We start from the raw sequence: 13,391 nt of genomic DNA, 5'->3' as shown, positions 1-13,391 counted from the left end.
TTTTAATTCCTGAATGGTTGCTGTAATGTATCTATTTGTAACAGGTTGTATCAGGGAAACTTAGCTCCACTTTGGTCCACTTGCCAAGTTCGCTTGTTACTGCCAATTCCCCCCCCTGTGCCTGTGCAATCCTTTCGCATAAGTTTAGCCCCAGTCCGTAGCCTGTTGCTCTTGTCCTTGAGTTTTCTGCCCTGTAGAAAGGTTCCGTAACGTGAATCAGGTCTCCTTCGGATATTCCTATACCCTGGTCTTTTACTGTGAGCAGATACTTGCAGTCAGCTTTTGATATAATGACCTCTATCGGGGCTTTGGACTTGGCAGAATACTTGACAGCATTTTCAAGAATATTTTTAAATGCCATAGCTGTAAGCTTTGTGTCGGCGTTTATGAAAGCATCTACTCTATCTTCAAAAATGATAGCTTTGTCGTGTTTCGGAAGCTGTGCAGCAGTCTTTTTAACAAGGTCGTTCAGACTGAAACACTCCAGAGAAGGTTTTATGTTGTGCATATTATGCAGACGTACGGAGTCGAGGATCAATGAAATCATTTCATCCATATAGTTGAGGTCATCTTGGATGTCGTTTTTAACATCTGATTCAGCTAACATTTCAGCAGCAAGCTTCAGGCTGGTGATGGGGGTCCGAAGATCGTGGCTGACGTCTATGAGCAGTCTCTCCCTTGTTTTTACCGCTCTTGAAATTTCTTCGGTGAGTTCGTTAAAAAGTTTACAGAGCTGTCCGAGTTCGTCCTTACTTCTGCTTTTGATCTTATAGTCGTAGTTTCCTTTTTTTACCTCACCTATTGCTTCATACATCTGCTTTACAGGTTTTATGTGCATACGGATGATCATATACGCACCAAGAAAAACAAGCAGAATGAGTGCTAAGATGCAGTATCCGTATATTTTGACCATTTTGGTCTGGCTGCTGTTCGGGGCGAGAACCATCTCCATTGTGCTGCTCTGGTCTTTGAATGTAACAACGGCATAATCATGTGAGTATGCGATTGTGACGCCTTCTTTCTCTTTAACCACATGCATTTTATTCTTATTGGGGATATCGTCGGGGGTTCCTGTGAACCACTGCTGTGTGTCTGATTTATAGCTGATCAATATGCCGGTTTTCTGAGTGATTTTTCTGGCTTCAGTCAGGTCAGGAGGTGTACCCAGATCCTTTTTTATGTAGTCCGCATATTGTATGGCATTGGCTGTGAGTTTGTAACTGCTGTTTGTGGCGTATATATGGTATGCCCCCAGAAGTATTATATGTATCAGAACTGCAGTACCTATTATGATAAATAGAAGTTTTGTAAAGATAGACCGTAAAAAAGGCATAAGCCCTCCTTCTCATTTCATATATATAAGATATGCCGATAAAGTGTAGAATGTGTGTCTGAAATGCAATGAATTGTTACAAATTGTAACAGGGTTAAATGTAGTCCAAGAGCCCTTCAGAGAAGACTTCAAAGCGTCTGCACTCATCCGGCAGTATTCCGTTTGCAAAATCTGATGCGTTTGTGCGGATGTCCTTTGAAACACGGAATCTTTCTATAACGACATCTTTGCTGTCTGTCAGGTGGATTATTTTGAAAGGATTTCTGTAGCTTACAGAGTGAATCTGTCTTGCTGAGAAGTAAGATATGATGATATCTGCGTTATGGCTTATCTCAGATATATCATCCTGATGTATGCTTATGCTGCTGTCGCCGTTTTTTTCACTGGGCGCCGTCAGTGAACCTTGTATATCAGGAGCCGCCACTGTGATGCGGCGGATATATCCATTTTTCGTTATGGTTTCAAAGTTTTTTATCATCTGCTCTATGCTGCGCTTTCTGGAAGCATAGCCCTGATATCTGTTTTTGTAGGGGAATGAGCAATAATTGACAGGCAGATTTATGCTGTTTTGTTTTCCGTAAAGCATTAGTTCAAGCGCTGTAAGCTCTGATTCAGCGACAGTTACAGATTCATTATGTATATAGTGATAGTCACGTTCAATCAGATTCGGAAAGTTATACGGAGTCAGTCTCAGTTGGTGGAGGTTCAGGTGATTCACTCCGATTTTTGCAAGTTCATGCATGACAGTTTTCATGTTGTCCAGCTCTTCGGGAACAGCAGGTATCTCAACTGTGACGAATGGTATAATCCCCACGGCAGATTTTAGTTTTGAGAGGTCGTAGTCAGTTGCGCCTATGTCGAAACGTATTTCGTCAAGTCCGGCTTCTTTCAGCATTTGCAGGATATCTTTCGTGACAAGGGAGCCGTTGGTATACATCCACATATATATCTTGTCTTTGAATTCATCTTTTACCGCTTTAATATATGACAATGTGCGTTCAGGAGTGAGAAGAGGTTCCCCGCCGCTTATGCTTGCGCCTCTGAAGCCAAACTCTTTGAGGTAGGCAGTGTATTCCGCAGGAGAACTGAACGAGACAGCATTGGTTGTAGGGAGGCATTCTTCGTTCTGGGATGCCGGACAGTAGAAACAGTCACAGTTGCATTTACCATTGATAAAAAGACATGACCAGACACCTTCACCGCAAAGTCTGCACCCTTCCGACATGGCAGAAACATCGGCTTTTGTCCCTCGGTGCCCCCACTGTACAAGTCCTGCGAGCTTTTCTAAAAGCATCTGTCTTTGGTGTTCATAACTTTCCGCTGTTGAGCCTTCCAGAAAAGGGATAAGGTCGTACATTCTGCCAAATTCTGCTGTGTTAAGCTCTGCATATCTTTCTAACATGTTTCACATCCGTGTAATCAAGCCGGAGTCTGCGTTGTTTTGATAATTAAATCAAGAAATAAATTACTGTCAATAAATAATAATTTATATGTGTACATATTGACTGTTGTGATATTTCATATATGAACATAAAGTTAAGATCATGGGGTGTATGCCAAAAATGAAACGCTATGGTATATTTAAGGCGTTTTTTCTTGAATTATCCCGTTATGTGGCGTAAAAATACTGAATATTTAAATTTTACTACATGATTGCAAAACACAATCCTTTGCATAGCTCCAGGAGTTCACGTTGAAATTCTTTATAATTATAAGCAATTTTGCAGACCGTGTTAATTCTGCGGTCGGATATCTGACATCATGGATAACGACACTGCTCGTTGTCGTTGTCAGCTATGATGTTTTTACCAGATACGTTCTTAAGAACAGTTCTGTTGCTGTTCAGGAGCTGGAGTGGCATCTTTTTGCCCTTATATTCCTCTTGGGGGCTGGTTACACGCTTAAGCTGGATAACCATGTCCGTGTTGATGTTCTTTATTCAAGGTTTACCCCGAAGGCTAAAGCTCTTGTCAATCTTGTGGGTTCGCTTGTATTTCTTCTGCCATTCTGTGTTCTTGTTATTAAGACCAGTGTGCCTTTTATTATTAATTCTTACCATTTTCACGAGGTTTCTCCTGACCCTGGAGGGCTGCCGAACAGGTGGATGCTTAAATCAGTTATAAGCATCGGCTTTGGTCTGCTTTTTTTACAGGGGCTTGCGCTTGCTTCCCGCTCTCTGCTGACTCTTGCAGGCAGCAGACAGGAGGACAATAATGGCTGAGATGATGCCTCTTTTACTTTTTATAACTCTTTTTGCGATGCTGATGTTTGGGTTTCCTGTTGCGTTTACACTCGGCGGAGTCTCACTCATTTTCGGGTATTTCACATTCGGAATGGACTTTTTTAATCTTCTCCCTCTGAGGATATGGGGGGTTATGACGAATTACGTTATGATTGCCGTGCCTCTGTTCGTTTTTATGGGGGTTATGCTGGAAAAGTCTGGTCTCGCTGAGGAACTTCTTGAGACTATGGCGCTCCTTTTCGGACGTGTCAGAGGCGGTCTTGCCATATCTGTTGTGGTTGTAGGGGCTCTGCTTGCTGCGTCTACAGGTATAGTTGGTGCAACAGTCGTTACAATGGGACTTCTGAGCCTGCCGACTATGATTAAAAGAGGGTACAGCCCCGAAGTGGCGACAGGTACTATCTGCTCTGCGGGTACATTAGGGCAGATTATTCCGCCTTCTATAGTTCTTGTTCTTCTGGGCAGCATTCTCGGTGTTTCCATTGGTGATATGTTTATGGGAGCGGTGTTGCCGGGCTTTATGCTTGTGGGGCTTTATTTTATCTGGATTATGACAGTAGCTCTTTTCAGACCAAAAGCGGCTCCTGCTATGCCTGCTGAGGAGCTTGCGGGGTTTACCGGATGGGCTATGATCGCCCGTCTTCTGAGAGCATTTCTTCCGCCTTTTGCTCTGATACTCTGCGTCCTCGGTTCTATTTTTAAAGGGATAGCGTCTCCTACGGAAGCCGCTGCTGTGGGTGCATTCGGTGCAACATTCCTGACGGCTGTGCAGGGAAAGTTTAAGTATAAGACTCTTCTGGCTGTGATGAAAGAGACAACAGCCCTTACAAGTATGGTTTTTACAATTTTGGTTGGGGCAACAGCTTTCGGACTGGTTTTTCGGGGTATGGATGGTGATGTTTATCTGCGTGAGCTTATTGTGGGGTCAAATCTTTCACCGTATACTTTTTTAGCGGTAGTGATGCTTGTGGTTTTTATTGCAGGTTTTTTTATAGATTTCATAGAGATTACGTTTATCATTGTTCCTGTTGTGGCTCCGATATTTCAGCATATGGGGATAGACCTGCTCTGGATAGGGATTCTGCTTGCTATGAATCTTCAGACCTCTTTCCTTACACCGCCTTTCGGCTTTGCTCTCTTCTTTCTGAAGGGGGTTGCCCCGTCTAATGTTACAACTGCTCACATATACAAAGGAATCATACCTTTTATCATTATACAGCTGGTGGCGTTGACTATTGTGATTCTTTTTCCGGAGATGGTGACATGGCTGCCGGGCGTTATGACTGCTAATTAAAAAAAGGCACCCGTAAAATAGGTGCCTTTAATGTTTTTTAGTTTTTGGCTGTAGTGAATCGATAGTTATTTATTCATATCATAAAAAGTTGCTTCAGAGAGCTTTGCCCACTGAGTGATATCTTTTTTAAACGCACTGTATGACTCGTAAACTTTTTTGCTCATAGGGTCTTTCTCGACTATCTCCCCGATGACTTCGGCACTCAGCGTTCTGAATTTCTCTATAACATCGTCAGGGAATTTTTTAAGCTTAACATGATGTTCGTTTACAAGCTTTTGAAGGTATTTGTTGTTCTGGGACTCGAAGTGGGTGAGCATAGATATATTCGCACGGGCACATGCGGACTCAACTATTGCCTTGAGGTCGGCAGGGAGTGATTCGAACTTGCTTTTATTAACGAAAAGCTCAGTAGACGAACCGGCTTCATGCCAGCCAGGGTAGTAATAAAATTTTGCAACTTTGTAAAATCCCATTTTATAATCGTGGTAAGGTCCGACCCATTCTGTTGCGTCAATAACGCCCCGTTCAAGGTTAGTGTACACTTCCCCGCCGGCTGAAAGCACAACTGTACCGCCTGCTTTCGCGATAACTTTACCGCCCAGCCCGGGGATACGCATTTTCAGCCCTTTGATGTCGTCGAGGGATTTGATCTCTTTGTTGAACCACCCGCCCATCTGCACCCCTGTGTTACCGGAGAGGAACGGTTTAAGGTTGAACTGAGCATAAAGCTCGTCCCAGAGAGCCTGACCGCCCCCCTGATAAATCCATGAATTAAGCTGCTGCGCATTCATACCGAAGGGTACAGCAGAGAAGAACTGTGTTGCGGGTGATTTTCCTGCCCAGTAATATGAAGAGGCGTGCCCCATTTCAACCATCCCCTGACTAACAGCGTCAAAAGCCTGCATAGCGGGTACGAGTTCTCCTGCACCATATACAGAGACCTTCAGGCGTCCGTCTGACATCTCTGTAATCCATTTTGCGAGGTCGTCTGCACCTTCTCCCAGCACAGGGAAGTGAGGCGGCCATGTTGTTACCATCTTCCATTTATATGTTTTTGTTTTTGCGTGTACATTAGGCGCGGCAAAAGCTGTGGATGCGGCAACAGCTGTCACCCCTGCTTTTTTAAGGAATTCTCGCCTTTTCATTCCTTTTTTGGAATCCATTCGGAACCCTCCTTTTCAGGTTGTTTTAACTTGGTTTTATTAAACTATACTTTTTTGTTAAAATTAACAACTCAGAATGAGGATAAAACTCCTTAATATTCCCCTTTATTCGGGACGATACAGATGAATGTGAAGTCCCCTTTTACAGAGCTCTTGAACTGGTGCTCAACACCGGAAGGGACAAATGCGACGCTCCCTTCTTCAACAGGGTTATCTTTTCCGTCCATATGCAGGATGCCTTTGCCTTTTATTATATAATTAATGTGCGGCCAGTCGTGATTATGTTTTGGAGTGTTTCCCATGTCTGTTATGGTAAATACGCGCATAACGTGATCTTCCCACCCTTCAGCGCTGCCTATCGGCACTTGTTTCGTTACATTAACTGCTCCGGGAACATCCATTGGTGTTTTCTCTATAAATTTCAAGTTATCTACGAACATATACTCCTCCGTGGTGATGTAATATTATAGAGTGTATCAGCCTGTTATATAAAAGTTAAAGAAAATTTTAGCAGTTTTCTCAGCTTTAGGGGATGCCGGCGGAATGTGAGATAGTTGAGGAATATGTATTAAAAAGTTATAATTTATCCAGAAAAATAAAATATGTCTTTCTTTATTGCGAAAAGTAGTGAATACTGTCTGGCTCTGTGTCAGAGGACTACAGTGGTATTGTAAATAGTTTAAGGAGCCTTTTAAGATCATGGGTAAAGTACAAAACGAGAAACTTAGAAACATAGCAATCATAGCACACGTTGACCACGGAAAAACAACACTTGTGGACGCACTGTTCAAGCAGAGCGGTATGTTCAGAGCTGAACAGGAAGTTGATGACAGACTCATGGACAGTATGGATCTTGAGCGTGAGCGTGGTATAACCATCTCTGCTAAGAACTGTTCTGTTTTATGGGGAGAAACAAAAATAAATATCCTCGACACACCGGGACACGCCGATTTCGGTGGAGAGGTTGAAAGAGCTCTCTCTATGGTTGATGGAGCGATACTTCTCGTTGATGCTTCAGAAGGACCTTTGCCGCAAACACGTTTTGTGCTTGGTAAAGCTTTTGAGGCAGGTCTGAAGATCATAGTGGTTGTAAACAAAATTGACAGACAGGATGCCCGTATCAATGAAGTGCTTGATGAGATATACGACCTTTTCATCGACCTTGGCGCCGATGACGAACAGATAGAATTTCCTGTGTTTTACGCTATCGGCAAACAGGGGATATGCAAAAAAGAGCTTGAAGACGACAGTACAGACCTTAAACCTCTTTTTGATGCAATAGTGAAAGAGATCCCCGGACCTTCATACAAAGCTGACGAACCATTTCAGATGCTTGTGAGCGACCTCGGATATTCTGAATATCTCGGCAGACTTGCTGTTGGGAAAGTTATCAACGGTTCTGCTAAATCAAACGAAACACTTGTCAGGCTCGGACCTGATGGACTTAAACAAACTCTCCGTGTTTCCAAACTTCAGATATATGAAGGAATGGGAATGCAGGAAGTGACTGTTGCAGACCCGGGTGAGATCATTGTGCTTTCCGGTGTGGAAGATATTCTCATTGGTGACACAATCTGTACGAAAGATGCTCCTAAAGCACTTCCCCGCATTACTGTGGATGAACCAACTGTTGCTATGCAGTTTCTGCCTAACAACGGACCTCTTTCCGGTCAGGAGGGCAAACTCGTACAGTCTAACCGTATAAAAGACCGGCTTATCAAAGAAACTCTGCAAAACGTTGCTATAAAAGTTGAAGAAGATAAAGAGAGAGACTGCTTCATTGTGAAAGGCCGTGGTGAATTCCAGATGGCTATCATCCTTGAAACAATGCGTAGAGAAGGGTTTGAGGTTTGTGTAGGAAGACCGGAAGTTATTTTTAAAGAGATCGACGGTCAGGTTTGTGAGCCTATCGAACACCTCTTTATCGATTGTGATGAAGCTTTTGTCGGCGTTATCACTGAAAAGCTTTCCATAAGAAAAGGACGGATGACCAACCTTGTAAACAATGGAACAGGCAGAGCCAGAATCGAATTCTCTATACCAAGCCGCGGGCTTATCGGGTACAGAGATGAATTTCTGTCCGATACAAAAGGTACAGGTATTATGAACTCACTCCTTCAGGGGTATGAGCCTCACAGGGGAGAGATACCTTCACGCTTCACAGGTTCCATCGTTTCTGACAGAGCCGGCAAAGGCGTTATATACGGTCTTTTCCATCTGGAGCCGAGGGGCGAACTCTTTATAAAAGCGGGGGATGTTGTTTACGAAGGTATGATTATCGGTTCTTATAACAAAGATAACGACCTTAATGCCAACCCTTGTAAAGAGAAAAAACTTACAAACGTGCGTGCCTCCGGTAAGGATGATGCGCTGACTCTTACACCTGTGACACCAATGACTCTTGAGCGTGCGATTCATTTCATAGCGGATGATGAGCTTGTTGAGGTTACTCCTAAGAATATCCGTCTTCGCAAGAAAATTCTCTCTGCTCAGGAGAGACACACCAGCCGTGCCAGAAAACTTTCCGGCAAGATATAAAAAGTGCTCTGCTGAAACAGACGGAGAGCATATAAATAGAATTTTCACATGATTATCTCTCTTCGGAGGTTATAATATATAAATATAATCTCCGGAGGTGAGAATCATGCCCCATCTTCAGTTTGATATAAACCGTAAAGCTTCATCAGAAGATAAAATCTTTTTTAATGAAAAAATCAAAGCTCTGTTCTCAGAGGTCATGGGTACCGGAAAAGACCATATCAGTGTCTCCATAAGGGAGCACGATACCTATAATCTTTTTATCGGCAGGGTGGAGGACAACAAAGAAGGAGTTGCTCTTGTCAATGCGGATATAAGAGAAGGTAGAGAGCTCATTCAGAGGCGGTCACTTGCCCTTGGCTTCATGGGGATCATCTATGACATATGGGGGATACCGCATCAGAATATATATGTTACTTTTACAGAGCATAAAGGTGAGGACTTCCATCTTCACGAGCGTTATCTTGCATCATGGCAGGATGGTGAAGACCCTTTGTCAGACTGAGCTCCGGCTTAGATAATGCTTCTGAGAGTTTCATTATAGTCTATGTTTGAGTGTCTGTTACGAGCTCTCTTATCATACGTCTGAATATCAGCTTATGAAAGGGGAGCATTGTGTACCAGTAAAGCCTTCCAAGCAGCCCTTTAGGGTAAAAGAATGCTGTCTGTATGAGGTAGCCGTCTATAAGCTGGAACTCCAGCCATGCGGTTCCCGGCAGTTTCATCTGTGCCGACAGGAGGAGGCGTTTTTCAGGGACGAGATCAGCAACTTTCCAGAAGTCCAGCGAGTCTCCGATACGCAGGTCAGAATCATCACGTCTCCCACGGCTGATGCCGTAGCCGCCTACTAATTTATCTAAAAAACCTCTTAACCGCCATAATACATCGTAAGCACCCCAGCCGTTTTTACCGCCTATGGTCATGATATTTCTGAAAACGTCTTTCGGGTCACTTTTGCCAATTTCCTTAACATATCTGTCCTTAAAGACAGCGTGACTTATGTCGTGAACAAAAGGGAGGTCACATGCCTTACCGTTGCTTGAGTCGCACCAGCTGCTTATTACCTGTCTGTTATGTATGTCTTCTATTGCACGCCTGAAGCTGGCTTCATAGCTTTCCGGTACAATGTCAGGGAACAACTTTTCAGCATTGCCGTTTAGCTTTACTGTTTCGCTTGAAAGACCCTCTACAAGAGCTTTGGCAACTCCGAAATTCACCGGCGTGAATACTATAAGCCAATAGGATGACATCTTCGGAGATAATATCGGCACTTTGAAAACACGCCTTTTCAGCCCCATTGTTTCAGCCCCTTTTTCGAGCATCTCTTTGAAGCTTAGAACTTCTGCGCCTATGTCTATTACTACTTTGCCGCTAGAAGGCTGAAATGTCCGCAGACCTGCGCTCTTAAGGTAACGGAGAACATCTTCCACACCGATCGGTTCGGTTTTTGTATCCACCCATTTTGGAGTAACCATAGCTGGGAGCTTCTGGCAGATGTTGCGTATAATTTCAAAGCTGACAGAGCCGGAACCTATAATGACGCCTGCCCGGAAAATGATTGTCTGTATTTTATGATGTTCGGCAGCGAGGGTGTCACCTGTTTCCATCCTGCTTCGGAGGTGCTTGCTTGCAGATTCTGTTTCGCCAAGTCCTCCGAGGTATATGATCTTTTTCACACCTGCGATGATACATTCTTTTCGGAAAAGCTCGGCACTTTGTTTGTCCATATCTTCAAAGTCGCCGGACTTTCCCATTGAATGAATAAGATAATATGCTGTGTGTACCCCGTTCAGGGCTTCCCGCAGAGAGTCAGGGTTAAATGTTGATCCCTCAACAGTTTCGCATGAACTGAGGATTTTTCTATCCAGCTTGGCACTGTTACGCACAAAAATGCGTAGATCCGCCCCGTCGTTAATAAGTTCATATGCGAGTCTTCTGCCTATGTAGCCTGTTGCGCCTGTGATTAATATTTTCATAGTTTTATTGTAGCAGATTTCCTGATAAAATGATTGATCATGAAAAAGATAAAAGAGAGTATCACCACCGAAAAAGGGGTCTATGTATTATTTCTGGAATGTAATAGAAATCTGACCGTTCGGGTGGGGAGTTTCGGTGAACTTGCGGTTAAGCCCGGTATTTACGCTTATGTCGGCAGTGCTTTTGGAGGCGGCGGGCTGAAAAGCAGACTGGGCAGACATTTTAAAACAGCAAAGAAATGCAGGTGGCATATAGATTACATTCGCCGACATATGCGGGCAAAAGCTGTCTGGTATACCAATGAAGGTGTCGATGCGGAGCACAGAACTGCCCGGAGGTTTATTGAAGGCGGTGCAGAGATACCTATGAAAGGGTTCGGTTCCAGTGACTGTAGCTGCATAAGTCATCTTTTTTATATGGAAAGCATTCCTGAGCCGTTTCTTCCGTTTTCGGTCGAAATATCATAATATCCACAGTATTTATCCATATTTCTTTCATATTCGTAAAATAATCTATAAAAGTACCGTTATTAGTAGATGCAGAAAATGTATATACCACGGCGTGACATAAAGACGGAGGCCATGATGTATATCAGTCAGGCAGACAGTTACAGTTATTACTATCAGAGCACGGCAGCGAGCGCTAGCAATTCCACTAAATCAGAGAAGTCTTCATCAGGAGATTTCTTCAGCGCAGTTGATACCAGTCAGGACGGAAGTGTCGATCAATCTGAACTGACAACTCTGATGAGTAATCTGGCAGAGGAAACAGGACAAAGTATAAACGTTGAAGAACAATTCTCGGAATACGACGCAGACGGAGACGGAACATATACCAGCGAAGAGCTGAAAAGCTTTATGGATGCAAACAGACCGGAACCGTCAGATATGGCAGAGCTTGAAAGTGTTGATGATACTGCTGAGAAAATGGGAGCGGGGGGCCGCCTCCTCCACCACCAAGCAGTTCTGAAGAAGAGGATGATGATACCCTCACAATAGAAGAGCTTCTCAGCTCTCTTGAGGATGAAGAGACTTCCTCTACAAACGCATACCTTTCTTTGCTTGATTCTCTGCAGGATGAGCTCTTCTCAAATGACTCGGATGACGACGATGATTCAGCAGCAACTGTCGCTGATTATCTTCAAACAATCAGTCAGTCATTATCAGAAGATGCTGAATACTCTTCTATTAGCTTAGAAGCGTAAATTAATTACATTTTCTGTTAGCTAAAAGTTAAAAAGCCGGGCATAGCGTCCGGCTTTTTAGTGGTGTGTAGAAATTAATTTTGAGATTATGAAATATAGAGTTGTCACTCTTTCATAGTTCATTTTTAATGTTATAACTAAATTATGTATAAAATGTGAAGGCAGTGTGTTAAGTGGATTCATAAATAATCTTTATATTGAAGAAGATACTTGCTTTGACTAACATAATCTCAGGTGAAAAAATTGAAATTCAAGCTTTTTTATAAATTTTTCGGAATAATTTTTCTGTCAATTTTGCTCAGTCTGCTCACTGCTGCTGTCACAATAGGTTATTTTGGCAAAAAAAACTTTCACAGATATCTTGAAAAAACAAAAGTTAAAGAATTCAGTACTCTTGCTGTAAATATAGGCAAATATTATGAGGCTCATGGAAGTCTTGAAAAGCTTATAAGTAAAGAAGTTCCTCTTCACATTGCTTTTATGGCAGGCGACAGAGAGATGGCAAAGGATCTTGGTTCTCCTGATGCTATGGAGGCAATGCCGAGATTTCCTAAAGAACATGAGGTTTTTACTTTTTATGATACGGATATGAGATATCTTGCCGGCGGGCAGTATCCTCCTGAGGATATGCATATATTTCCAGTTGTAGCAGACAATAAGCCTGTTGCTTATTTTGGCGTACTTAAGTTCAGAAAATTACCTCCTAACCCGTTTGCAGAGAAATTTCTTGAAAGTCAGATTTACCTTCTGATGATTACAACGCTTATAGTCATGGTTCTCGCCACACTCACAGCTTTATGGCTTACACGTAACATGCTGGCTCCCCTCCGAGAGCTTAATATAGCCACAAGGCGGGTTGCTGAAAGGGATTTTGATGTTGATGTTGAGATAGGTTCTAATGACGAACTTGCTGATCTTGCAGATAACTTTAATGTGATGACAAATACTCTGAAAGAATATGAGCTGAGTCAGGCAAGGTGGATATCCGATATTTCTCATGAACTGAGGACACCTCTATCTGTTATTCTAGGCAGTATAGAGGCGATACAAGATGGTGTCAGGAAACCCGATTTTGAAACGATAGAGTCTGTATATCAGAATACTATACGTATGAAAAGGCTTGTAAATGAGCTGCACGATATCACTCTTGCCGAGTCAGGAGTGATGCATTTACAGAAAGTCAGCGTAGATATTGCACACGAACTTGCCAGCCTTCTTGATTTTTATGAAGTACGTCTTGCGGAGTTTCGGTTCAGTATTTCGTTTGAATCTTATGATGAAGATATTATGGTTCAGGTTGATTTAGTGCGTCTTAATCAGGTTTTCATAAATATTCTGGAGAATGCCATAAAATATGCGAAAAGTCCGGGGGTTCTTTATGTTCAGTGTGTTGTTGACGGTGATGATGTTTTAATTTCTTTTGAAGACACTGGACCCGGTGTGAGTGAGGAGCATCTTCCACGTCTTTTTGACAGGCTTTACCGTGTTGATTCTTCCAGAAGCCGTGCCACTGGAGGCAGCGGACTTGGACTTTCTATATGTAAATATATTATTGAAAATCACGGCGGCAGTGTGTCCGCATGTAAAGGGAAAAAGGGCGGGCTGAGACTTGAGATCAGACTGCCTCTGGAGAAATAATT

General features: G+C 43.0%; 13 protein-coding genes. 8 read left to right on the top strand and 5 right to left on the bottom strand.

Annotation, left to right across the window (positions count from 1 at the left end; genetic code table 11):
* Positions 1-31: 31 nt before the first annotated feature.
* A complete protein-coding gene (locus DACET_RS10345; protein WP_013011321.1) occupies positions 32-1,333 on the bottom strand; it encodes a HAMP domain-containing sensor histidine kinase in 1,302 nt (433 codons plus the stop codon).
* A 94-nt stretch (positions 1,334-1,427) separates the two neighbouring features.
* Positions 1,428-2,735 (bottom strand): radical SAM protein, encoded by a 1,308-nt coding sequence (locus DACET_RS10340; RefSeq protein ID WP_013011320.1) that lies wholly within the window; start codon positions 2,733-2,735, stop codon positions 1,428-1,430.
* 291 nt (positions 2,736-3,026) lie between these two features.
* On the opposite strand from DACET_RS10340, the gene DACET_RS10335 reads away from it, so the two are divergent.
* Positions 3,027-3,554 carry a TRAP transporter small permease subunit gene (locus DACET_RS10335; RefSeq protein WP_013011319.1) on the top strand — a complete coding sequence of 176 codons (528 nt, stop codon included), beginning with the start codon at positions 3,027-3,029 and terminating at the stop codon, positions 3,552-3,554.
* A complete protein-coding gene (locus DACET_RS10330; protein ID WP_013011318.1) occupies positions 3,547-4,869 on the top strand; it encodes a TRAP transporter large permease in 1,323 nt (440 codons plus the stop codon). Before DACET_RS10335 ends, DACET_RS10330 begins: the two co-directional genes overlap by 8 nt.
* Positions 4,870-4,934: 65 nt before the next feature.
* On the opposite strand, the gene DACET_RS10325 is transcribed toward DACET_RS10330, so the two are convergent.
* Together DACET_RS10325 and DACET_RS10320 are read right to left on the bottom strand one after the other, a co-directional pair.
* Positions 4,935-6,032 carry a TRAP transporter substrate-binding protein gene (locus DACET_RS10325; RefSeq protein WP_013011317.1) on the bottom strand — a complete coding sequence of 366 codons (1,098 nt, stop codon included), beginning with the start codon at positions 6,030-6,032 and terminating at the stop codon, positions 4,935-4,937.
* Between the two features lie 92 nt (positions 6,033-6,124).
* Positions 6,125-6,472, bottom strand: a complete 348-nt coding sequence (locus DACET_RS10320) for a cupin domain-containing protein (protein WP_013011316.1) — start codon at positions 6,470-6,472, stop codon at positions 6,125-6,127.
* Between the two features lie 259 nt (positions 6,473-6,731).
* On the opposite strand from DACET_RS10320, the gene typA reads away from it, so the two are divergent.
* A complete protein-coding gene (gene typA / locus DACET_RS10315; RefSeq protein ID WP_013011315.1) occupies positions 6,732-8,570 on the top strand; it encodes a translational GTPase TypA in 1,839 nt (612 codons plus the stop codon).
* A 106-nt stretch (positions 8,571-8,676) separates the two neighbouring features.
* Positions 8,677-9,075 (top strand): tautomerase family protein, encoded by a 399-nt coding sequence (locus DACET_RS10310; RefSeq protein ID WP_013011314.1) that lies wholly within the window; start codon positions 8,677-8,679, stop codon positions 9,073-9,075.
* Between the two features lie 40 nt (positions 9,076-9,115).
* On the opposite strand, the gene DACET_RS10305 is transcribed toward DACET_RS10310, so the two are convergent.
* Positions 9,116-10,546, bottom strand: a complete 1,431-nt coding sequence (locus tag DACET_RS10305; protein ID WP_013011313.1) for an SDR family oxidoreductase — start codon at positions 10,544-10,546, stop codon at positions 9,116-9,118.
* Between the two features lie 39 nt (positions 10,547-10,585).
* Here DACET_RS10305 and DACET_RS10300 point away from each other — a divergent pair, with 39 nt between their 5' ends.
* The 4 genes from DACET_RS10300 (at position 10,586) to DACET_RS10290 (ending at position 13,389) form a co-directional block, all read left to right on the top strand.
* Positions 10,586-11,014, top strand: coding sequence for a GIY-YIG nuclease family protein (locus DACET_RS10300; RefSeq protein ID WP_013011312.1), 429 nt, complete (start codon positions 10,586-10,588; stop codon positions 11,012-11,014).
* A gap of 114 nt (positions 11,015-11,128) precedes the next feature.
* On the top strand, positions 11,129-11,545 hold the full coding sequence (locus DACET_RS10295; protein ID WP_169304223.1) for an EF-hand domain-containing protein: 417 nt from the start codon (positions 11,129-11,131) through the stop codon (positions 11,543-11,545).
* A 59-nt stretch (positions 11,546-11,604) separates the two neighbouring features.
* The gene (locus DACET_RS16345; protein ID WP_169304222.1) at positions 11,605-11,751 is read left to right on the top strand and encodes a hypothetical protein; all 147 of its coding nucleotides are present in this window, start codon (positions 11,605-11,607) and stop codon (positions 11,749-11,751) included.
* A gap of 234 nt (positions 11,752-11,985) precedes the next feature.
* Positions 11,986-13,389 (top strand): ATP-binding protein, encoded by a 1,404-nt coding sequence (locus DACET_RS10290; RefSeq protein ID WP_169304221.1) that lies wholly within the window; start codon positions 11,986-11,988, stop codon positions 13,387-13,389.
* Positions 13,390-13,391: the final 2 nt, after the last annotated feature.

The organism is Denitrovibrio acetiphilus DSM 12809 (genome assembly GCF_000025725.1).
Taxonomy (GTDB): domain Bacteria; phylum Chrysiogenota; class Deferribacteres; order Deferribacterales; family Geovibrionaceae; genus Denitrovibrio; species Denitrovibrio acetiphilus.
This window is presented reverse-complemented; position numbering and strand designations above follow the sequence as displayed.